Consider the following 21,487-nt stretch of genomic DNA (forward strand, 5'->3'; position numbering starts at 1 on the left):
CCGACCGCATTGCACAGAGCACAACGGTCGTTGCAGACACTGCTGCCGCCGGGCAGGATGGCGGCATGACCTCCGTGCTTGAGCTCGCGCCCGTGATTCCCGTCGTTGTCATCGAGGACGCCGAGGATGCCGTACCGCTCGCCCGGGCGCTGGTCGCGGGCGGCCTGCCCGCGATCGAAGTGACCCTGCGGACCCCGGCCGCTCCGGACGCCATCCGGGCCATCGCCGCCGAGGTGCCGGACGCCGTGGTCGGCGCGGGCACCGTGATCTCCCCCGTGCAGGTGGAGACGGCGGTGTCCGCCGGGGCCCGGTTCCTGGTGAGCCCGGGGTGGACCGACGCGCTGCTGGACGCGATGCGCGATTCGGGCGTGCCGTTCCTGCCGGGCGTCTCCACGGTGTCGGAGGTGGTGGCGCTGCTGGAGCGCGGGGTGACGGAGATGAAGTTCTTCCCCGCCGAGGCCGCGGGCGGCAAGCCGTATCTGAAGTCGATCTCCGGGCCGCTGCCCGGGGCCCGGTTCTGCCCGACGGGCGGTATCTCGCGGGAGTCCGCGCCCGGCTATCTGGCCCTGCCGAACGTGGCCTGCGTCGGCGGCACGTGGATGCTCCCCCCGGACGCCCTCGCGGCCAAGGACTGGTCGCGCGTCGAGGCCCTGGCGGCGGAGGCCGCGTCCCTCGGAGCCCCTGCCGCCTGACCCCAGCCCCTGGGCTGCCCGTGGCGCGGGTCCGTCCGACCGTGCGGGGCTCCGGGTGAAGGACACCGGTCCCGTGCGAGCCGCCCGGGAGGCCGGCCCTTCCCGTGCGGGCCCCTTACCCGGCAAGTCCTCTGCCCCCGGCCCCGGGGCGACGTACTCCCCCGCACCCCGGCACAGGCCCGCGCCGGGGTGCCGGCCGAGCCCTCAGGCTCCGGCGCGGAGGTGGGAGGTGTCGTTCAGCAGCCGGACCGAGGCATTGCCGTCGGCGTAGTAGGCCACCGCCGAGACGGATGCCGCCGACAGCTCCATCCGGAACATGGACTCGGGCGGTGCACCCAGGGCCAGCCGGACCAGGGTCTTGACGGGGGTGACATGGGTGACCAGCAGGACCGTGCGGCCCGGCGAGCGGGCGATGAGCCGGTCACGGGCGGCCGAGACCCGGCGCGAGACCGAGGTGAAGCTCTCCCCGCCGCCGGTGGGTGCGGCCTTGGCCGACGAGAGCCAGGCGGCGAGATCCTCCGGGTGGCGCTGCTGGACCTCCGCGAAGGTGAGCCCCTCCCAGGCGCCGAAGTCGGTCTCCCGCAGCCCCTCCTCGATACGGACGTCGAGCCCGAGCCGGGCGGCGACCGCCTCGGCGGTCTCCCGGCAGCGCCTCAGCGGTGAGCTGACGATCTCCTGGACCGTGCCCCGGGCGGCGAGCGCCGCCGCGACGGCCTCGGCCTGCCTCCGGCCCACCGGGGAGAGTTCGGGATCGCCGCCGCCGCTGCCCGAGAAGCGCTTCTCGGGGGTGAGCGCCGTTTCGCCGTGGCGCAGCAGGACCAGGGTGGTGGGGGTGCCGAGATCGGCGGAGGCCGCCCAGCCGACGGGCGGAGCACCCGCCGCATCGGCCTCGGGCTGCGGCCGTGCGTCGCTCTCGCGGCCCGCGGCGGAGCCCGTCGGGAACGTCCCGGAGGGGGCCCCGGACGGAGTCTCCGCGGTGGCCGCCCGGGACACGGCCCCGGCACCGGCACCGGCTCCAGCACCGGCACCGGCTCCGGCGAGCGCCGCACGGGCACGGGCCGCGCCCGCCGTGGCGTCGCCGACCGTGCGGGGCTCCTCGGCCGCCGCACGGGCCGCGGAGGTGTCGAGCGCGGCGGTGGAGCGGGAGGGTTCCCACTGCTTGCCCCGCTTGCCCGCGTCCATCGCCTCGTTGGCGAGCCGGTCGGCGTGCTTGTTCTGCTCGCGGGGAATCCACTCGTACGTCACGGCGGACCGGGGGAAGATCCGCGCCGCCTCCGCCGCCAGCGGCTTCATATCGGGGTGCTTGATCTTCCAGCGGCCCGACATCTGCTCGACGACCAGCTTGGAGTCCATCCGGACCCGGACCGAGGCGTCCGGGGCGATGTCCCGGGCGGCCCGCAGCCCGGCGATCAGCCCCTTGTATTCGGCGACGTTGTTCGTGGCGACACCGATGTACTCGGCGGCCTCGGCGAGGGTCTCGCCGGTGACCGGGTCGAGCACCACGGCGCCGTAGCCCGCGGGGCCGGGGTTGCCCCGGGATCCGCCGTCCGCCTCGACGACGAACGAGGGCATCAGAGACCGGACTCGGCGGTGCGAACGAGGATGCGGCTGCAGTTCTCGCAGCGGACCACCTTGTCGGAAGCGGCGGACCTGACCTCGTTCAGTTCGGTGATGTTGAGCTCCAGCCGGCAGCCCTCGCAGCGGCGCTGGTAGAGCCGGGCGGCGCCGACTCCGCCCTGCTGGACGCGGAGCTTCTCGTAGAGCTTCAGCAGATCGGCGGGGACCACGGCGGCGATCGCCTCGCGCTCCTTGACGATCGAAGCCGACTGGTCGTCCAGCTCCTGCTCCGCGGTGTCGCGGCGGGCGGTGGCGTCATCGGCCTTGGCCTGGACGGAGGAGACCCGGGCGGTGAGCTCGGTCACCCGCTCCTGGACGGCCTCGCGGCGCTCCATCACATCGAGGACCACGTCCTCCAGATCGCCCTGGCGCTTGGCGAGGGAGACGATCTCGCGCTGGAGGCTCTCCAGGTCCTTGGGCGAGGTGATCGCGCCCGAGTCCAGCCGCTGCTGGTCGCGGGCGGCGCGCTGGCGGACCTGGTCCACGTCCTGCTCGGCCTTGGTCTGCTCGCGTGCGGTGTCGCTCTCCTCGGTCTGCGCGGCGACCAGCAGATCACGGAGCTGGGTGAGGTCCTTGGTGAGCGAGTCGAGCTCCGCGTGCTCGGGGAGCGACCTCCGCTTGTGGGCGAGCTGCGACAGTCGCACATCGAGGTTCTGGACGTCGAGGAGTCGGATCTGGTCGGCGGGCGCGGCGTTCAGTTGGGGGCTCCAGGAGAAGAGGAAAGGGAAGCGGTATGGGATGACCAGGGGTCGGTGACCGTGGACGAGACATGGACCCGGAGGTCCCAGCCGTGCCGGTCGGAGATCTCGTCGAGCTGGGCGGCCGCCTGTGCGCACCAGGGCCACTCGGTGGCCCAGTGCGCGGCGTCGACCAGACCGAGCGGGGAGCGCTCGGTGGCCTCGGACGCGGGATGGTGGCGCAGATCGGCGGTGAGGAAGGCGTCGACACCGGCGGCCCGGACCGCGTCGAAGAGGCTGTCGCCGGAGCCGCCGCTGACCGCGACGGTCCGCACCGGGGCGTCCGGGTCCCCGGCGAGGCGGATGCCCTGCGCGGTGGCCGGAAGCAGACGGGCGGCCCGCTCGGCGAAGGCGGCGAGGGTCTCGGGGTGCTCGGGCTCGCAGATCCGGCCGAGGCCCCGGCGGCCCGACGGATCGGTGGGGTCCGGCACCAGGGGCCGCAGGACCTTCAGGCCGAGGGCGGCCGCGAGGGCGTCGGAGACCCCGGGGTCCGCGGTGTCGGCGTTGGTGTGGGCGACATGGAGCGCGATGTCGTTCTTGATCAGGGTGTGCACGACCCGGCCCTTGAAGTGACCGGCCGCGACCGTCGTGGTGCCGCGGAGATAGAGGGGGTGATGGGCCACCACGAGCTGGACGTCCAGCTCCACGGCCTCGTCCACGATCTGCTGGACGGGGTCGACGGCGAACAGGACCCCCCGTACTTCGGCGTCGGGATCACCGCAGACGGTCCCCACGGCATCCCACTGCTCGGCCCGGGCCGGGGGCCAGAGGGCGTCGAGGGCTGCGATGACTTCGGAGAGGCGGGGCACGGGACACAGGTTACCCGCGCCCCGCCGTCTCCCGGCCTGCCCTGTCCACAACTCCGGCCTGATCATCACACTGGACAGGAGTGCCGTCGGCCCGCCCGGGTTCCCTTCCGTGATCGCCTCGCGACCGACCGCAGACCACCCGCAGACCACCCGCAGACCGACCGCCGACCGACCGCCGACCGACCGCAGACCGACCGCCGACCAGCCACCGACCGCCGTTCACCGCGCCCCAGCACAGCCACCGGCTCCCCCTCAGCCGAATCGGTACCCGGCCACCCGTATGTGTGAAGTGGGAGTTCTCGTGTTGTTCGGCAGGAAGTACGAAATCTAGCTTCGTGGCCGGAGGTGACCGAACGATGACAGCCTGTGCGGTCGAGACGGCGTCGACACAGTGGAACGGCCCCGGCGGAAGCGAAGGGTCCGGCGGCGGTGCGGCGCGGGGCGGGGACGGCCCCGGCATCTGTTCCCACGGGTCCCCGGCCCTGACCTTCTCCGCCGACGGGGGCTACGCGGCGAGGCTGGCGGGCTCCGGGGACGCCCGGTATCCGGAGCGGTGGACCCTCGACGGGCCCGAGGCCTACGCCGTACCCCTGCCGCTGTATCAGCCGGAGGAGCCCGATACGGCGGTACTGCCGCTGGCGGACGGCCGGGTGCTGATCCACCGCCGGACCGCCGGACGGCAGTTGTTCTCACTGCTCTATCCCAGCGGCCCGGAGACCGGGGAGCTCACCCTCGGCGGAGTCGAGACACCGTCCGCGGACGGATGCGGGGCGGCCGTACTGCTTCCGCCGTCGCCGGACGGGGCGCGGGCCCACCTCCTGGTCCCCGGGCCGGGTGACGGGCCCGGCGGGGTCGTGACCGCGATCTGGCTGGTGGCAGGCGGCTCGTTCGGGCCCGAGTTCGTCGCGGAGGTCCCGGGCCGCTGCACCGGCGGTGTCTGGCTGGACCGTACGGGACGGCTGCTCGCCCTCGACCGGCAGCGGGAGCCCGGCGGCCCGGTGAAGGCGGTCGCGGTCGACCTGGAACGCGGCGGCGAGGTCTCCCCGCTGCTCCAGATCGCCCCGGAGAGCAACGACCGGCTGCTGCTCGCGGCACCCGACAGCGGACTGCTCGTGGTCCGCTCCGACGCGCCCGGCGACGACCGCATCGGCTGGGGCGTCCTCGGCGGCGAGCGCCCGGTCCGTTTCCCGGACTGCCTCCGGGTGCCGGGCGGTGCCGTCACCCCGTTCGCGGTCCAGCCGGGGCAGGTCCTCCAGCCCGACGGCTGTGCCGTGGCGTTCACCGTCGTGACGGGCACGGGACCCGCACCGGCCGTCTGGCGTCCGCGGGGCCGGGAGCTGCGTCCGCTGGCCGCTCCGGACGGCTGGTTCCCCGGGGCGGGCCGCTGGACCCCGGAGGGCGTACTGCAACTGCCGTACGCAGGCCCCACGACGCCCTGCGGCGTGGCACTCCTCACCCCGCCCGCGGAACCGCCGGACACCCCCGGGGATCCGGGCGCCGCCGGATCCGGTCCCCGGCCGGCCGCCGCCCAGCGCCCGGTTCCGTTGCAGCAGGCACCGCTCATGGACCGTACCCGGACTGGCTAAACTCTCCGACCTGCGCGAAGTTCCGCCGTTCGCCGAAGAGTACGGATCGCGCGGCGGGAAGCGGTGGGACCTCGCCAGAACGTGTGAACAGTACAAGCAACCACTACGGGGAAGTTCCGAACCATGTCTGAAACCCGAACCGACACTCCTCCGCCCCAGTCCCAGCCCCAGCCCCAAGCCGCTGCCGCGGCGGCCGAAGCACACGGCCGGCACCGGGGTACGGCCGCGCCGGACGACGCGGCGGTGGAACCGCACGGCAAGCACCGCAAGACCGAAACCGGGTGACCATGCGTCACGGTGGCCCCCGGAGCCACTGGTTCCGCGGCTGACCGCGGAAGCGGAGTGGTCAGGGCCCGGTCACAGGATCTTCCCGAGTCCGTGACCGGGCGCCCGACTCCGGACGATCTCCTCAGGGTGTGCGGAATGCAGCCTCGGACCCCGCAGCCGCCATCTGCGACAAGCTCTTCCGACGTACTCCCCCTCACTCCCTCCGCAGGCCCAGGACCTCGGTCGCGGCGAAGGTCTCCTTGGCCGGACGGGCCGCGAAGTGCGGGGTGAGCAGGGCGTCGAGTTCGTCGTGGCTGAAGCACTCCTTCTCCGTGTCGAACCGCGCCGCGACCCGGGGCCGTTCGAGGACGGCGACCAGACCGCCGTGGACGACGAAGACCTGGCCGGTCACGCCCGCAGCGGCGGGGGCGGCCAGATAGCCCACCAGCGGGGCCACGTGCTCCGGTGCCAGCGGGTCGAGTTCGCCCTCCGCCGGTTCCTGGTATCCGGCGAACACGTCCTCCGTCATCCGGGTCCTGGCCCGCGGGCAGATCGCGTTCGCGGTGACGCCGTATCGGGCCAGGGCGGCCGCCGTGGACGTCGTCAGGCCGACGATGCCGCCCTTGGCCGCCGCGTAGTTGGGCTGTCCGGCGGATCCGGCGAGGAAGGCCTCCGACGAGGTGTTGACGATCCGCCCGTAGACCGGGCCGCCGGCCGCCTTGGCCCGCTCCCGCCAGTGCGCCGAAGCGAAACGCACGGTGTTGAAGTGGCCTTTGAGATGGACGCGGATCACCGAGTCCCACTCGTCCTCGGTCATTGAGAACACCATCCGGTCCCGGAGGATGCCCGCGTTGTTGACCAGGACGTCGAGCTTGCCGAAGCGTTCGACGGCGAGCGCGACCAGCTCCCGGGCGCCTGCGAAGTCAGCGATGTCCCCGTGGTGGGCGACGGCCTGTCCGCCCGCGGTACGGATCTCCTCCGCGACCTCGTCGGCCGGGGCCGCCGACGACCGCCCGGAGCCGTCCCGGCCGGGCTGCCCGTAGTCGTTGACGACGACGGTCGCGCCGAGCCGGGCCAGTTCGAGTGCTTCGGCCCGTCCCAGACCGCGGCCCGCGCCCGTGACGATCGCGGACAGTCCGTCCAGTGGCAGTGTCATCCGGTCCGGTTCCCTTCGGTCCAGCGGTTCAGGAGGCCGGCGGTCAGAGGGCCGGCGGCGCGGGCCGGCGGGACCCGCTCGGCTCTCAGATCTCGATACAGGTGCGCAGTCCCTCGCCGGTACGCATCAGCTCCAGCGCCTCGTTGACGCGGGCGAGCGGCAGCCGGTGGGTGATCAGCCCCGCCAGGTCGATCCGGCCCGCGCGCCACAGGGCGATGGACCGTTCGAAGGAGGTGAGGGCGTCCCCGCCGCCGTACATCGACGGCAGGATCCGCTTCTCGTCGAAGAACAGCTCGAACATGTTGAGTCCGAGCACGTCGTCCATGGCACCCGCGCCGACGACGCAGAGCGTGCCGCCGCGCCGGGTGGTCTCGTACGCGGTCCGCGCGGTCACCGACTTGCCCACCACCTCGAAGACGTAGTCGAAGCCCTCGCCGCCGGTCAGCCGCTGTTTGGCGTCGCCGAGGGCGTCGGGGGCGACGGCCTCGGTGGCACCGAAGCGGAGCGCGGCCTCGCGCCGGGCCGGGACGGGGTCGACCGCGACGATCTGCGCCGCTCCCTTGAGCCGGGCGCCCTGGATCGCACAGATGCCGACCCCGCCGCAGCCGATGACGGCGACCGACGAACCGGCGCCGACGTCGGCGGTGTTGACGGCCGCGCCGATACCGGTGGTCACCCCGCAGCCGATGAGGGCGGCGATGTCGTACGGGACGTCGTCCGGGACGGGTACGGCCGCGTCCGCGGCGACGACGATCTCCTCGGCGAAGGTTCCGGTGCCCGCGAAGCCGAAGACGTCGCCGGAGGGGCGGCGGAAGTTCGGGGTGCCCGCGTTCATCAAGCCGGAGAGGCAGAGCTGGGTCTGGCCGCGGCGGCAGGACGGGCAGTCCCCGCAGGCGGGCAGCCACGAGACGAGGACCCGGTCGCCGGGCCTGACCCGGGTGACGCCGTCACCGACGTCGACGACGTCGCCCGCGGCCTCGTGGCCGGGGACGAAGGGCACGGGCTGTGGCAGGACTCCGGTCATCGCGGAGAGGTCCGAGTGGCAGAGCCCGGTGGCCCGGATCCGGATCCTGACCCTGCCGGGACCGAAGCCCACGGCCTCCAGATCGTCGAGGACTTCGAGCTTGGTCTGCCCGGTCTCGTGCAGGACGGCTGCGCGCACGGTACGGCTCCTCTCGTGTCGTTGCCCCCGCGGCCGGGGCGCGGCGGGGGCGGTTCAGTGGTGTTCGACGAGGGTGTCGGTGAGGACGGGCGCGTCGTCCCGCTCGACGGCGCCGACCGCGACCCGTACCCGGCGTTCGTCCTCCGCCCACATGCGGATCCGGAGCGTCTCGCCGGGGAAGACGATCCCGGCGAAGCGTGTGGTGTACGAGGTGATCCGGGCCGGCTCCCCGCCGAGGAGGGTGTCGACGACGGCCTTGAGGGTCATTCCGTAGGTGCACAACCCGTGCAGGATCGGCCGGTCGAAGCCGGCGAGCGCGGCGAACTCCGGATCGGCGTGGAGCGGATTGAGATCGCCGGAGAGCCGGTACAGCAGCGCCTGGTCCTCCCTGATGTGCCGCTCGACGGTCTTGTCGGGTTCGCGGTCGGGGAGTTCGGTACGGACGGAGGGGCCGCGTTCGCCGCCGAAGCCGCCCTCCCCCCGGACGAAGATCTGCGCGTCGTTGGTCCAGAGCGGTCCCTCGGCGTCGGAGGCCTCGGTCCGCAGGACGACGACGGCGGCCTTGCCCTTGTCGTGGACGGCGGCGACCCGGCTCGACGAGACGGCGGTGCCGACGGGCGGGACGGGGCGGTGGAGGCGGACGGTCTGGCCGCCGTGGAGCACGGCGGTGAGGTCGATGTCGAGCCCGGGGCCGGTGAGGCCGCCCGCGATGCCCTTGCCCCGACCGGCGACCGTGGCGAAGGTCGGCAGGACGTGGAGCCGGGACTCCAGGGTGTAGCGGAGTTCGCCGGGGTCGGTCGCGGGGATCCCGGCGCCCAGGCCCAGATGGTAGAGCTGGACGTCCCGGTGGTCCCAGGAGATTTCGGCGGTGCGGGGTTCGGCGGCGAGGGCCCTGACGGGGTCGATGGGCATGAGGCTGCTGCTCCCTTGCTGGACGAGGCTCGGTCCGCCTCCGGGCGCTGTGCTGGAAGACCTCGGCGCGACCGTCCGCACCGTCGGCCGCGCCGAGGTCGTACGGGGCCGGCCCCGAGGTCCGGTCCTCCGGCCCGGTCCGGATCCGCGCCTGCCGCCCGGTCATGGGCTCCCTCCGCCCGGACGGCGCCGCTCTCCGGACCCGGGCCTAGAACACGTTCCAGGTCCGGTTGGAGGTATGTATAACGCAGCCCCCGGAGCAAAGGAAGACTCCTGACGTGTCGTCAGGTCAATATCTGACAGTACGTCAGCCATCGGATCCGGGGGCGGGCGGGCGCCGTGTCACAACAGGCGGGGACATCATCGGACATACCCTTCACACATGGAAGAAATGCCCCAGGATCATCGCCCGGCCGTGTCCGTACGGATCCTGCTCGCCGGGGACGGCGGAGCGACCGGCGGGGCGCTGGCCCTGCTGCTGGGACTCGAACCCGGTTTCGCCGTGGTCGCGCAGGTGGGGCGGGGCTCGGAGGTGGCGGACGCGGCACGGGACCGCCGACCCGATGTCGCCCTGCTGGACGCGGTGCTCCCGGACGGCGACGGTCTCGACGCCACCACCCGGCTGCTCGCCGAAGCGCCCGAATGCCGGGTGCTGCTGCTGACCGGCTCCGGCCGCCCCGGTCTCGCGGACCGGGCGCTGGCCGCCGGGGCGGTGGGCCTGCTGGTCAAGGACGGACCGCACGAGGAACTGGTCCGGGCCGTGCACCGCTGTCTCACCGGGGAGACCGTGATCGACCCGGCCCTGCTGCCTCCCCCGGACCCGGCGCAGCCGACCGGCTGAGCACCCCCGGCGGCGACGGCCGCGGACCTGCCCGCCGACCGGCACGGACAACGACGAGCGCGCACGACGACCGGTGCGGACGACGACCAGCGCGCACGACGACCGGTGCGGACGACGACCAGCGCGCATATCGTCCGGTGCGGACGACGGCCGGTGCGGGGGCGGCTGCCGGGCCGGGGGCGGCCCGCCTCCACGGCACCGTCGCCGCTCTCGTACGGCGCTCTGCGACGGCGGCCCGGCGTCCCGGGACCGGTACGGGCTCGGACCCCGGCCGTTGTGGGAGCTACCGTTCGCCCTCTCCCTTCGGCAGCCAGACCAGCATCAGCAGCGCCGCCGTGAACAGGGCGACCGCCCCGCAGCGGAACGCCAGGGCGTAGCCCGCCGTCAGGGCCTCCGGCGAGGTGCTGCCGCCGGAGCGGGACGCGGCGACCGTCGAGAGGACCGCGAGACCCAGCGCGCCGCCCATGGTGCGCGAGGTGTTGATCAGCCCGGAGGCCAGCCCCGCGTCCTCCGCAGCCACCCCGGCGGTCGCCAGCGCGGAGAGCGGGGTCGCCGCCAGCCCGATCCCGGCCAGCATCAGCACTCCGGGGCCGAGTACGGAGGTCGCATAGCTTCCGTCGGCCGTCATCGCCGACTGCCAGGCGAAACCCGCGGACGCCACCAGGGCGCCGCCGACGGCGACCGTCCGGGTCCCCACCCGGGCCATCAGCGGCGGCGCCAGCTTCGAGCCGACGACGATGCTGATGGAGCTGGGTATCAGGGCGACTCCGGCCTTCAGCGGGCCGTACCCGAGCACGTTCTGCGCGTACATCGTCATAAAGAACCAGGAGGCGAAGGAGGCCGATCCGGTCAGCAGCATGGTCGCGTTCGCCGCGGTCACCGCACGGGAGCGGAAGAGCTTCAGCGGCATCAGCGGAACCGCCGTCCGCGCCTCCACGGCCACGAACACCCCGAGCAGCAGCACTCCGGCGAACAGCGGCAGCAGTGACGCCGGGCTGCCCCAGCCGGCCGCCTCGGTCTCCACGATGCCGTAGGCGACGGCCGCCAGGCCCGCCGTGACCAGGACGGCCCCCGGCAGGTCGAGCCGGCGCCCCGGGCCGCCGCGCCCCTCCGCCAGCCAGAGCACCCCGGCCACCAGGACCAGCGCCCCGACGGGCACGTTGATCAGCAGCACCCAGCGCCAGGACAGCAGGTCCGTGAGGAGCCCGCCGACCAGTCCGCCCGCGGCCCCGCCCGCGGCGCCCACCGCGGCCCAGGTCCCTATCGCCCGGGTACGGGCCGGCCCCGGCGGCACCGCGGCCATGATGATGGTGAGGGTCGCCGGGGCGAGCACGGCGGCCCCCAGGCCCTGGACCGCCCGGGCGGCGAGCAACTGCCAGCCCTCCTGGGCCACCCCGCCCGCCAGGGACGCGACCGTGAACAGCCCGAGCCCCACGAGGAACATCCGCTTGCTGCCGAACAGATCGGCCGCGCGCCCGCCCAGCAGCATGAACCCGGCGAAGGCGATGGTGTAGGCGTTCAGCACCCACTGGAGCCCGGTGGTGGAGAGCCCCAGGTCGGTACGCATCGACGGCAGGGCCACATTGACCACGGACACGTCGAGGACGACCAGGAACTGTCCGGCGCAGACCGTGAGCAGCACCAGCCAGGTGGGGACGGACCGCCGCGGACCGCCCGGGGCCCGGGCTGGACCGCTCGCGGGGCGGCGGGGGCCGCCCGCGCGGGGCTCGGCGGGGAGGGCTGCCGTGACGGCCGCCGGGTCAGGTGCCGGGACGACGGCGTGAACACCGGTGCCGGTGCCGGTCCCTGCGTCTGCGCCGGTGCCGGTTTGGAGAGGTTTGCCGCGATGGGGTTCGGACGGGTGGTGCGGTCGTGAGTGGGGCATTGCGCCATGGTCGCAGCGAAGTCCCGAACGCACATCCGGGTTGTGGACAACCCGGGGCCGGCGGGACGCCCGGGGGAGCCCGGCGGGATCCACAGGAGACGGCTGCGGTCTGTCGGGCCCAGCGGTTCTATCGGGCCCGCAGGAGGGTGACCACCGCGGCCCCGCCGAGTCCGATGTTGTGCGCCAGCCCCACCCGCGCGCCCGCGACCTGCCGTTTCCCCGCCTCGCCCCGGAGCTGCCGGACCAGTTCGGCGGTCTGCGCCAGCCCGGTCGCGCCCAGCGGATGCCCCTTGGAGATCAGCCCGCCCGACGGATTGACCACCCAGCGGCCGCCGTAGGTCGTCGCCCCGTCGGCCACCAGTTTCCCGGAGCCGCCGTCCTCGCACATGCCCAGCGCCTCGTACGTCAGCAGCTCGTTGACGGAGAAGCAGTCGTGCAGTTCGACGACGTCGACATCCTCTATCCCCAGCCCCGACGATTCGTATGCCCGGTACGCCGCGGCCCTGGACATCGGCCGGCCGACGACGTCGATGCACGACCCCGAAGCGAAGGACTCCTCGGTGTCGGTGGCCATCGCCTGGCCCGCGATCTCCACGGCCCGCGCCGCCGTTCCCCCGCCGGATCCCGGCCCGGGCGTCCGCTGCCGCAGGAAGCGTTCGGACACGACGACCACCGCCGCCGCGCCGTCCGAGGTCGGCGAGCACTGGAGTTTGGTCAGGGGCGGGTGGATCGTCCGCGCGGCGAGGATCTCCTCCACCGTGTACACGTCCCGGAACTGGGCCTGCGGATTGTGCGCGGAGTGGCGGTGGTTCTTGGCGGCGACGGCGGCGAGCTGCGCCTCGGTGGTGCCGTACCGCTCCATGTGCTCACGGGCCGCGTTGCCGAAGATCTGGGCGGTCGGCGGGGCGGCCCCGAAGCCGTGGGCGGCGGCCATCACCCCGTAGTGCCGGGCGACGGGCGAGGCGGCGAAATCGGCTCCGGCGTCCGCACCGCCGCCCAGGGGGCCCTTCCGCATCTTCTCGAAGCCCAGGGCGAGTACGCAGTCGGCGGCCCCGCCCTCCACGAGCTGCCGGGCGAGTACGAGTGCGGTCGCCCCGGTGGCACAGTTGTTGTTGACGTTGTAGACGGGGATGCCGGTGAGTCCGAGGGTGTACACGGCGCGCTGACCGGCCGTGGAGGGCTGGAAGCAGTAGCCGACGACCGCCTGTTCCACGTCGGCGTACCCGATTCCGGCATCGGTGAGGGCCTCCGTACCCGCTTCCCGTGCCAGGTCCCAGTACGGCAGATCCCGTGCTCCGGGTTTCTCGAAGGGTGTCGTGCCGACGCCGAGGACAAAGCTCTTCGCACTGGCCGTCATCATGTCCCTGCTCCTTCCGTCCGCGATCGGTCCGTCGATGCATCCGTGGCGGTCAGTCCCGCGGCAGACCGAGGATCCGCTCGGCCACCACGTTGAGCTGCACCTGGGTGGTGCCCCCGGCGATGGTCAGGCACCGGGACATCAGCAGTCCCCGGACGGCCCCCTCCCCCGCGCCCTCGGCCACCGCGCCCGCCGGACCGAGGAGTTCCAGGCCGAGTTCTGCGGTCTTCTGCTGGTGGAGGGTCTGGACGAGCTTCCGTACGGAGGCACCCGGGCCGGGTTCGAGTCCGGACACCTGCCGCAGGGTGGTGCGCAGCGCCAGGCAGTTGAGGGCGTGCGCCTCGGCGGCGAGGGCGCCGATCCGGGCGCGCCGGGCGCCGTCGAGCCCGGGTACGGCCGCGAGCAGCGCTTCGAGACCGCTGTCGAAGGCCATCTGGTCGGCCATGTGGACGCGTTCGTTGCCCAGGGTGTTGCGGGCCACCCGCCAGCCGTCGCCCACCTCCCCCACGACGGCGTCGGCGGGCAGCAGGGTGCCGTCGAACCACACCTCGTTGAAGACGGAGTCCCCGGTGATCTCCCGCAGGGGGCGGATGGTGACGCCCTCGCAGGCGCGGAGGTCGACGACGAAGTAGGTCAGCCCGCGGTGCCGTGGCGCTTCGGGGTCGGTACGGGCCAGCAGGATGCCGTGGTCGGCCTTGTGGGCGGCGCTGGTCCACACCTTCTGGCCGGTGATGCGCCAGCGGCCGTCGGGGGTGCGCTCGGCCCGGGTGGTGAGGGAGGCGAGATCCGATCCGGCGCCCGGTTCGCTGAACAGCTGGCACCAGCGCAGTTCCCCGCGGAGGGTGCCGGGGACGAGACGTTCCTGCTGCTCCGGTGTGCCGTGGGCGAGCAGGGACGGTACGACCCAGGCGCCGATGGACAGTCCACTGAGGGTGACACCGGCGTCGGCCAGCTCCCGCTGGACGGCGAGCTGCTCCACGGGCCCGGCGCCGAGGCCGTAGGGCGGGGGCAGATGGGGGGCGGCGAGCCCGGTGGGGGCGAGGGCGCGGCGGGCGGCGGCGGGGTCGAGACCGCGGGCGGCGGCGATCACCGGCCGTACCCGCAGCCGGTGGGCGGCGGCCTCCGGCGGGAGCTCGGTCCGCAGCTCGCGCCGGGCCCCCGCGGCGGCCAGCCGTGCGGCCCGCAGCAACTGCTCGTCGGCGGGCCCGGTCAGCTGACGGGCGACGACGGCCCGGCGCAGCAGGAGGTGGGCGTCGTGTTCCCAGGTGAACCCGGTGCCGCCGAGGATCTGGATGCAGTCCTTGGCGCAGGTGTACGAGGCGTCGAGCGCGGTGGCGGCGGCGAAGGCGGCGGTCAGGGCGCGAGCGGGGTACGGTTCGGCGCCGGGCGCCTGCCGGGGCGCGGGGTCTGCGGGGCCTGCAAAAGGGTCTCCGGCGCCTGCGGCGATCGCGGCGTCCCAGGTGAGCGCCCTGGCCCGTTCCAGCCGGATCAGCATGTCGGCGCAGAGGTGCTTGACCGCCTGGAAGCGGCCGATGGGGCTGCCGAACTGTTCTCTGACCTTGGCGTGTTCGACGGCGGTCGTCAGGGCCCTGGCCGCCACCCCGCAGGCTTCGGCGGCGAGCAGCACCCCGGCGAGGTCGCGGACGAGCCCGGGGTCGGCGGCGGCCGGGTCGAGGACCCTGGAGGCGGGTACGCGGACGGCCGCTGCGGTGACTTCGGCGGTGGGACGGGTGGGGTCGGCGCTCTCGTGGACCCTGACGGCGAAGGCGTCCGCGTCGGCCGCGGCCCACACCGTGCCGTCGGCGGTCACGGCGGCGATCAGCAGCAGATCGGCGTGGCCGCCGCCGAGGACGGGCGGTGCGGTGCCGTCGACGACGAGTCCGCCGTCCGCGTCGCGTACGGCGGTCAGCCCGCCGGGCCCGAAGGCGGCGGCCGCGACGCGGCGGCCGTCGGCGAGCGCGGCGACGAGGTCGTGGTGGGCCGTGCGGCGCAGCACTTCGGCGGCGAGGGCGTGTCCGGGGTACGGCCCCGGGAGCAGGGCCGCCCCGGTCTCCTCCAGCGCCACCGCCAGTTCGAGGAGGGTGCCGCCGCCCCCGCCGTACCGCTCGGGGAGGTGGATCCCGAGGAGGCCCTGGGCGGCGGCCGCGTCCCAGTGCGCCGGACGGCCGGGCGGGTCGTCGGTGCGTGGGGCGTCGAGGAGCTTGCGTACGTCCCCGGGCGGCACGGCCCTGGTCAGCCAGCCCCGCACGGACCGGGCCAGTTCCTGGTGTTCGTGCGTGATTCCGATGCCCATGGGCGGCAGAGTAGAACACGTTTCAATCTGACGGTAGGTCAGATACAGAGGATTCCCGAGGTCGGATGCAGGGGCATGTCCCGGCCGCCGGGGCGGGCGGGTCCGGACCGGCCGTCGACCCCGCGGGGCCCGTGGGGCACCATGGTCCGCCGGGCCCGTACCCGTACACCCGTACGGCAGCGGGCCCGTACCACCGCATATCCGTACGGCGGCGCCACCGCACCGCCGCACCCCGCACCGCCAGAAGGAATCCGCCATGAGCCACACCCCCTCTCCCGCGCCGGAGGTCCTCGACGCGTTCGCGGCGGCCAAGGGCTTTATGCCGCCCGCCGAGGGGCTCGCGCTGTACGCGGCCGCGGCCGAGGCGGCGGCGCCGGGGCTGCCGCTGCTGGAGGTGGGGACGTACTGCGGCCGGTCCACGATCCTGCTCGCTGCCGCCGCCCGGTCCGCCGGAACGATCGCGGTCACCGTGGACCACCACCGCGGCAGCGAGGAACAGCAGCCCGGCTGGGAGTACCACGACCCGGAGGTGGTCGACCCGGAGGTCGGCCTGATGGACACGCTGCCGACCTTCCGCCGTACGCTCCTGCGGGCCGGTCTGGAGGACCATGTGATCGCGATCGTCGGACGGTCGCCGCAGGTCGCCCGGGTCTGGGCGGCCCCGCTGGGACTGGTGTTCATCGACGGCGGCCACACCGACGAACACGCCACGGCCGACTACGAGTGCTGGGCGCCCCATGTCGCCCCCGGCGGGCTGCTGGTGATCCACGACGTCTTCCCCGATCCGGCGGACGGCGGGCAGGCCCCGTACCGGATCCACCGGCGGGCACTGGCCTCGGGTGCGTTCACCGAGATCTCGGCCACGGACTCGCTGCGCGTCCTGCGGCGTATCGGCCCGGGAATCTGACCTCCCCGGTCTAGGCTGCCCCTCGTGTCGCACCACGAGCACCACCAGCACCGCGAGCGCCGCGAGTCCGATGCCGTGCCCGCCGCCGACGCCCCGACCGGAACCCCCGGGCAGGGCGCCGGCGGACCGGTGCCCGCCGCCCGTCCGCGGCGCCACGTCCGGCGCGCCGTCGCCGCCACCGCCGTCGTGGCCGTGGCCGGCGGGGCGCTCGCCGGATGGCTCTCCTGGCGGTCCGCCGACGGTTCCGCGCCCCGCGGGGACGGCCGGGCGCTCCCGGCGGCCGGGGCACCGGACCGCGCACACGGCCGTACGGACGACCGCCCCCCGGCCACGGCCCGGAGCACCCGCGAAGGGCACCTCTCCGGCCGGATCGTGGTGATCGACCCCGGACACAATCCCGGCAACTTCCGCCATTCCGCCGACATCAATCAGCTCGTCGACATCGGAACCCATCGCAAGGAATGCGACACGACGGGTACGGCGGCCGCGGACGGATACACCGAAGCCGCATTCACCCGTGATGTTTCACAGCGGCTGCGGGCCCTGCTCGAAAAGGAGGGCGCAAAGGTCGTCCTCACCCATGAGGAAGGCGAGCGGGCCTTCGGTCCGTGCATCGACGAACGGGCCCGGATCGGCAACGAGGCGAAGGCCGACGCCGTCATTTCCGTTCATGCCGACGGATCGGCGGAGGGCCACCGGGGATTCCATGTGATCCTGCCCGGAAAGGTCGAATCGGGCGGCGCCGACACCACCGCGATCGTCGGCCCCTCCCGGCAACTGGGCGAGCACGTCGTGGAAGCCTTCGCCCGGGCCACGGGCTCCGGCCGGGCCAACTACCTCGGCGGCGGCACCGGCCTCGACGTGCGCACCGATCTCGGCGGACTGAACCTCTCCACGGTCCCCAAGGTCTTCGTCGAGTGCGGAAACATGGGTGACTCCCGGGACGCGGCACTGCTGGCGAGCGCCGACTGGCGGCAGAAGGCGGCCCTGGGCATCGCGGAGGGGCTGCGCGCCTTCCTCGCCCCCACCGCCTGAACACCGCTGTCCCAGTCGCCTGAACAACGATCCCCACCGCCCGAACACGACCGTCTCCACCGCCTGGACGACCGTCCCCGCTCACGCCGTACACCGCCGTATCCGGATGCGGATTCCGCGCGATCCCACGCGAATCCCCGGGAATCGAGCAGAGCCCGAGCGCATTCCGGCCGCCCGTCGTCACCCTTCCCCCACCCGGCCGTCACCCAAGATCCCGATCCGGTTCCGATCGGGTTTCCATCCGGCTCCTCCGGGGGCTCCGTTCCCTGTGAGTCCGTATACCGGGCAGACGCCGGGAAGCGGCAGACGATAGATTCACCCCGGGTGACGGGGGAGTCCCCGCACTGCGCCGAGCGCCCCGATGCGACGACGACCCGAGACGACCGACGAAGGATTCTCACGTGAACATCCGCTCCCTCACACGAGGCGACGGCGTGGTGATCGGAGCAGCGGTACTGCTGTTCATCGCCTCGTTCCTCGACACGTTCGACTGCGCCGGCACCAGGTGCGACGACGTGCCGAACGCCTGGGACAACGGGGCCCTGCTGCTGGGGGTCTATCTCGCCGGCGTGATCGGCGCCGTGCTGATCGTGCTCTCGCACCTGCTGCCCCGTCCGCCGAAGGTCCTCGGCATCGAGCTGGGCCACATCGGCGTGATCGCCACGGTCTTCACCGCCTGGACCGCGCTGGGCGCCATCTTCGACCCGTCGGGCTCGTTCGACATGGGCGAGTTCAGCCTCGACGCCGGTACCGGTCTGATCCTCGGCCTGATCGCGGCGCTCCTGCTGGCGGCGGGCGCGCTCTGCGGGCAGCTCGTGCCCGCGTTCAAGGCCCCCCTGCTGGGCACGCCCAGCCCGGCGGCTCCCCCGTCCCCGTACGGCGGGCACCCTCAGGGCGGTTACGGCTACCCCGGCGCGCAGGCACCCGGCCAGCAGCAGCCCTACCCCGGCCAGCCGGCCCAGCAGAACGTCCCGGGTGCCACGCCGCCCGGCGGTACGCCCGGCGGCGCCCCCGAGTTCGCGCCGTTCTGGTTCGCGGTGCCGGTGGCCCGCCCGCTGTACCCGGAGGACGGCTCCCCGACGCCGATCGCCGAACTGGCGCCCGGCACCTGGTACCTCGCCGTCGACCAGCGCGGCCAGGCGCTGGTGGCGCAGACGCAGGACGGCCGCCGCGGCGTGCTCCAGGACACCACCGGTATCCAGCGCGGCTGACCGCGCGGTTCCGCCCGCAAGGCCTCCGGCCCCTCGCCCTTCCGGGCGGGGGGTCGCTGCCGTATTCTGACGCACCGTCACATTGAGGCGTTCGGGCATTTGGGCGTTCGGGCGGTACGGAAGGGCGGGGTGAGGCCGTGCGACTGGGACTGGCCCTCGGCTACTGGGGCCGCGGCCCCGATCCGGACCGGCTCGGCCTCGCCCTGGAGGCCGAACGGCTCGGCTACCACTCGGTGTGGACCTCGGAGGCCTGGGGCTCCGATGCCTTCACCCCGCTGACGTGGATAGCCGCGCACACCTCCCGGATCCGGCTCGGCACCGCCGTCGCGCAGATGGCCGCCCGCACCCCGACCGCGACCGCGATGCATGCCCTCACCCTCGACCATCTCTCCGGCGGCCGGCTGATGCTGGGCCTCGGTCTGTCGGGGCCGCAGGTGGTGGAGGGCTGGTACGGCCGCCCCTTCCCGGCCTCCCCGCTCACCGCGACCCGGGAGTACGTCGATGTCGTCCGGCAAGTGCTGCGACGCGAGGGGCCGGTGGTGCACGAGGGCCGCTACCACTCCCATCCGTACACCGGTCCCGACGGCACCGGCCTCGGCAGACCGCTGAAGTCCATCACCCATCCGCTCCGGTCCGGACTGCCGGTCCTGCTGGGCGCTGAGGGCCCGAAGAACATCGCCCAGACCGCCCGGATCGCCGACGGCTGGCTGCCGCTCTACTGGTCCCCGCTGCGACCCGGTGTGTACGAGGAGTCCCTCGCCCCGCTCGCCGGGCGCACCGGCGACTTCGTGATCGCGCCGATGGTGCGGGCCGCGGTCTGCGACGACATCGCGCAGGGACTGCTGCCGGTGAAGACCATGCTGGGCTTCTACATCGGCGGCATGGGGCACACCAGCCGCAACTTCCACGCCGATCTGATGGCGAGGATGGGGTACGAGGAGGAGGCGCGAAGGGTCCAGCGGCTCTTCGCGGAGGGCCGCCGGGCGGAGGCGGTCCAGGCGGTCCCGGACGCCTTCGCCGACGAGATCTCGCTGGTCGGCCCGCGCGCCCGGATCGCGGAACGCCTCGAACTCTGGCGTACGACCCCGGCGACGGACCTTCTCGTCACCTCCCCCGACCCGGCGACCCTGCGAACCCTCGCGGAGCTGGTGCTCTAACCGTTCCCGCAGCAGTCCGGCGCCAGCCCCTCCGGCAGGTCCGTACCGCCGAAGACCGCGCGGGTCGGTTCGTCGCCGCCGAGCGCGGCGACGGCCAGCAGCAGGGAGCCCGCGGTCCAGGTCGTCCGCTCCTCCGGCCAGACCGCGCGGTCCTCGAAGACGTACCCCGTCCAGTACATGCCGTCCCCGGCCCGCAGATGCCCGATGGAGCGCAGCACCTCGTGCGCCCGCTCCGCATCCCCCGCCGCCCACAGCGCCAGCGCCAGTTCGCAGCTCTCGCCGCCGGTCACCCAGGGGTTGGGCAGCACGCAGCGCACCCCGAGTCCGGGCACCACGAATGCGTCCCAGCGCTCGTCGAGCCGGGCCCTGGCCGCCGCGCCGGTGACCGCGCCGCCGAGCACCGGGTAGTACCAGTCCATCGAATAGTGCGACTTGTCGAGGAACCGCTCGGGATGGCACCGGATCGCATGGGCGAGGGCGCCCGCCGCCAGCTCCCAGTCGGGCTGCGGCTCACCGCGCTCCTCGGCGATCGCGAGACCGCAGCGCAGCGCGTGGTGCACCGACGAACAGCCGGTCAGCAGCGCGTCGGTGACGGGGGTGCCGTCCGCCTCGCGCTTCCAGCCGATCTCGCCGCCGGGCTGCTGGAGCCGTACGACGAAGTCCAGCGCGGCACGGACCACGGGCCACATACGGTCGAGGAAGGCCGGGTCGCGGGTGGTCAGCCAGTGGTGCCAGGTGCCGACGGCGACGTATGCGGTGAAGTTGGTCTCGCGGCCCCGGTCGGTGGGCCGGGCCGGGTCGCCGTCCTGGTAGGCCGCGTACCAGGAGCCGTCGTCGTTCTGGTGCTCCCGCAGCCAGTCGTACGCCCGGGCCGCGGCCTCGTGCTCCCCGGCCGCGTCCAGCGCCATCGCCGCCTCGGTGTGGTCCCAGGGGTCGAGGTGGTGGCCGCGGAACCAGGGGATCGCGCCGTCGTCGCACTGCTGGGCACGGATCCCGGCGACGGTCTCGGCGGCCTGGGCGGCCGTCAGCACACCGGACAGGACAAGACGGCCGGTCGGCGGAGTGTGCGGGGTCCGGGGTGTCGTCACGCCTGCGCCAGGGGCAGCGCGGGCTTGGTCGCGTAGGCCACGAAGCTCTTGCCGATCAGCGGGTTGAGGGCCTGTTCGGCGAGCCGGGTGGCCAGTGGCTTCTTCATGATGTCCCAGACCAGGAGCTTGTGGTACGCCTTGACCGGCAGGACCTTGTCGTTGTCGACGCCGAAGGCGCACTTGAGCCACCAGTAGGGGCTGTGCAGGGCGTGGGCGTGGTGGGTGCCGTACGGGACGAGTCCGGCCTCCTCGATACGCGCGAGGAGTTCGTCCGCCTTGTAGATGCGGATATGGCCGCCCTCGACCTCGTGGTAGGCGTCGCTGAGCGCCCAGCAGATCTTCTCGGGGCCGTAGCGGGGGACGGTGACCGCGATCCGGCCGCCGGGCCGCAGGACCCGGACCATCTCGGCGAGCACGCCCTTGTCGTCGTGGATGTGCTCCATCACCTCGGAGATGATCACGACGTCGAAGGACTCGTCGGGGAAGGGGAGGTTGAGCGCATCGCCCTCCATGGCGGTGGCGGTGGCGCCCTCGGGTGCCTCACCCGCCTCCTTCATCGCCGCGAACCACTTGGCGACCTCGCGGATCTCCTCGGCGTTGCGGTCGAGGGCGACGACCCGGGCCCCGCGCCGGTAGCACTCGAAGGCATGGCGTCCGGCACCGCAGCCGAGGTCCAGGACACGGTCGCCGGGGGCGAGCGGGAAGCGGGAGAAGTCGACGGTCAGCACGCGTTCCTGCTTTCGCGGTCGGCACGGGAGGGGCGGAAGGAGGGGGA

19 protein-coding genes are annotated in these 21,487 nt (G+C 73.6%); 8 read left to right on the top strand and 11 right to left on the bottom strand.

What is annotated here, in order from left to right:
• Positions 1-65 precede the first annotated feature (65 nt).
• Positions 66-692: a bifunctional 4-hydroxy-2-oxoglutarate aldolase/2-dehydro-3-deoxy-phosphogluconate aldolase gene (eda, locus tag B7R87_RS08055; RefSeq protein WP_006349552.1), complete on the top strand. Its 627-nt coding sequence runs from the start codon at positions 66-68 to the stop codon at positions 690-692.
• Positions 693-896: 204 nt separating this feature from the next.
• Here eda and B7R87_RS08060 read toward each other — a convergent pair whose 3' ends face one another.
• Genes B7R87_RS08060 through B7R87_RS08070 form a run of 3 tightly spaced genes read right to left on the bottom strand, consistent with a single transcriptional unit; the run spans position 897 to position 3,855 of the window.
• Positions 897-2,264 (bottom strand): bifunctional RNase H/acid phosphatase, encoded by a 1,368-nt coding sequence (locus tag B7R87_RS08060; RefSeq protein ID WP_130584582.1) that lies wholly within the window; start codon positions 2,262-2,264, stop codon positions 897-899.
• Positions 2,264-3,007: a zinc ribbon domain-containing protein gene (locus B7R87_RS08065; protein ID WP_040916433.1), complete on the bottom strand. Its 744-nt coding sequence runs from the start codon at positions 3,005-3,007 to the stop codon at positions 2,264-2,266. Before B7R87_RS08065 ends, B7R87_RS08060 begins: the two co-directional genes overlap by 1 nt.
• Positions 3,004-3,855, bottom strand: coding sequence for a Nif3-like dinuclear metal center hexameric protein (locus tag B7R87_RS08070; RefSeq protein ID WP_006349548.1), 852 nt, complete (start codon positions 3,853-3,855; stop codon positions 3,004-3,006). Before B7R87_RS08070 ends, B7R87_RS08065 begins: the two co-directional genes overlap by 4 nt.
• A gap of 356 nt (positions 3,856-4,211) precedes the next feature.
• Here B7R87_RS08070 and B7R87_RS08075 point away from each other — a divergent pair, with 356 nt between their 5' ends.
• Positions 4,212-5,441: a hypothetical protein gene (locus tag B7R87_RS08075; RefSeq protein WP_006349547.1), complete on the top strand. Its 1,230-nt coding sequence runs from the start codon at positions 4,212-4,214 to the stop codon at positions 5,439-5,441.
• Between the two features lie 123 nt (positions 5,442-5,564).
• Positions 5,565-5,726, top strand: coding sequence for a hypothetical protein (locus B7R87_RS33070; RefSeq protein ID WP_164516000.1), 162 nt, complete (start codon positions 5,565-5,567; stop codon positions 5,724-5,726).
• Positions 5,727-5,922: 196 nt separating this feature from the next.
• Here B7R87_RS33070 and B7R87_RS08080 read toward each other — a convergent pair whose 3' ends face one another.
• The 3 genes from B7R87_RS08080 to B7R87_RS08090 form a co-directional block, all read right to left on the bottom strand.
• Complete coding sequence (locus B7R87_RS08080; RefSeq protein WP_006349546.1) at positions 5,923-6,864, bottom strand: 3-oxoacyl-ACP reductase; 942 nt, start codon at positions 6,862-6,864, stop codon at positions 5,923-5,925.
• Positions 6,865-6,949: 85 nt separating this feature from the next.
• Positions 6,950-8,026, bottom strand: coding sequence for an alcohol dehydrogenase catalytic domain-containing protein (locus B7R87_RS08085; RefSeq protein ID WP_006349545.1), 1,077 nt, complete (start codon positions 8,024-8,026; stop codon positions 6,950-6,952).
• Positions 8,027-8,080: 54 nt separating this feature from the next.
• Positions 8,081-8,938 (bottom strand): MaoC/PaaZ C-terminal domain-containing protein, encoded by an 858-nt coding sequence (locus B7R87_RS08090; protein WP_006349544.1) that lies wholly within the window; start codon positions 8,936-8,938, stop codon positions 8,081-8,083.
• A 382-nt stretch (positions 8,939-9,320) separates the two neighbouring features.
• Here B7R87_RS08090 and B7R87_RS08095 point away from each other — a divergent pair, with 382 nt between their 5' ends.
• On the top strand, positions 9,321-9,779 hold the full coding sequence (locus tag B7R87_RS08095; RefSeq protein WP_006349543.1) for a response regulator: 459 nt from the start codon (positions 9,321-9,323) through the stop codon (positions 9,777-9,779).
• A 283-nt stretch (positions 9,780-10,062) separates the two neighbouring features.
• Here B7R87_RS08095 and B7R87_RS08100 read toward each other — a convergent pair whose 3' ends face one another.
• The 3 genes from B7R87_RS08100 to B7R87_RS08110 form a co-directional block, all read right to left on the bottom strand.
• Positions 10,063-11,664, bottom strand: coding sequence for an MFS transporter (locus B7R87_RS08100; RefSeq protein WP_130584583.1), 1,602 nt, complete (start codon positions 11,662-11,664; stop codon positions 10,063-10,065).
• A 127-nt stretch (positions 11,665-11,791) separates the two neighbouring features.
• Positions 11,792-13,024, bottom strand: a complete 1,233-nt coding sequence (locus B7R87_RS08105; RefSeq protein ID WP_006349541.1) for a thiolase C-terminal domain-containing protein — start codon at positions 13,022-13,024, stop codon at positions 11,792-11,794.
• Positions 13,025-13,073: 49 nt separating this feature from the next.
• Positions 13,074-15,314 carry an acyl-CoA dehydrogenase gene (locus B7R87_RS08110; protein WP_130584584.1) on the bottom strand — a complete coding sequence of 747 codons (2,241 nt, stop codon included), beginning with the start codon at positions 15,312-15,314 and terminating at the stop codon, positions 13,074-13,076.
• A gap of 256 nt (positions 15,315-15,570) precedes the next feature.
• Here B7R87_RS08110 and B7R87_RS08115 point away from each other — a divergent pair, with 256 nt between their 5' ends.
• From B7R87_RS08115 to B7R87_RS08130, 4 genes are all read left to right on the top strand, one after another.
• Entirely contained in the window at positions 15,571-16,221 is a 651-nt protein-coding gene (locus tag B7R87_RS08115) for a class I SAM-dependent methyltransferase (protein ID WP_006349538.1), read from the top strand.
• Positions 16,222-16,350: 129 nt separating this feature from the next.
• Positions 16,351-17,256 (top strand): N-acetylmuramoyl-L-alanine amidase, encoded by a 906-nt coding sequence (locus tag B7R87_RS08120; protein ID WP_187144640.1) that lies wholly within the window; start codon positions 16,351-16,353, stop codon positions 17,254-17,256.
• Between the two features lie 401 nt (positions 17,257-17,657).
• Entirely contained in the window at positions 17,658-18,467 is an 810-nt protein-coding gene (locus tag B7R87_RS08125) for a hypothetical protein (protein WP_006349536.1), read from the top strand.
• Between the two features lie 137 nt (positions 18,468-18,604).
• The gene (locus B7R87_RS08130; protein ID WP_006349535.1) at positions 18,605-19,624 is read left to right on the top strand and encodes an LLM class F420-dependent oxidoreductase; all 1,020 of its coding nucleotides are present in this window, start codon (positions 18,605-18,607) and stop codon (positions 19,622-19,624) included.
• On the opposite strand, the gene B7R87_RS08135 is transcribed toward B7R87_RS08130, so the two are convergent.
• Positions 19,621-20,712, bottom strand: a complete 1,092-nt coding sequence (locus tag B7R87_RS08135) for a prenyltransferase (protein ID WP_040916425.1) — start codon at positions 20,710-20,712, stop codon at positions 19,621-19,623. The genes B7R87_RS08130 and B7R87_RS08135 overlap by 4 nt on opposite strands.
• Complete coding sequence (locus B7R87_RS08140) at positions 20,709-21,440, bottom strand: class I SAM-dependent methyltransferase (protein WP_006349533.1); 732 nt, start codon at positions 21,438-21,440, stop codon at positions 20,709-20,711. The genes B7R87_RS08135 and B7R87_RS08140 overlap by 4 nt, the downstream gene beginning before the upstream one ends.
• Positions 21,441-21,487 lie beyond the last annotated feature (47 nt).

Source organism: Streptomyces tsukubensis (genome assembly GCF_003932715.1).
GTDB classification, from domain to species: domain Bacteria; phylum Actinomycetota; class Actinomycetes; order Streptomycetales; family Streptomycetaceae; genus Streptomyces; species Streptomyces tsukubensis.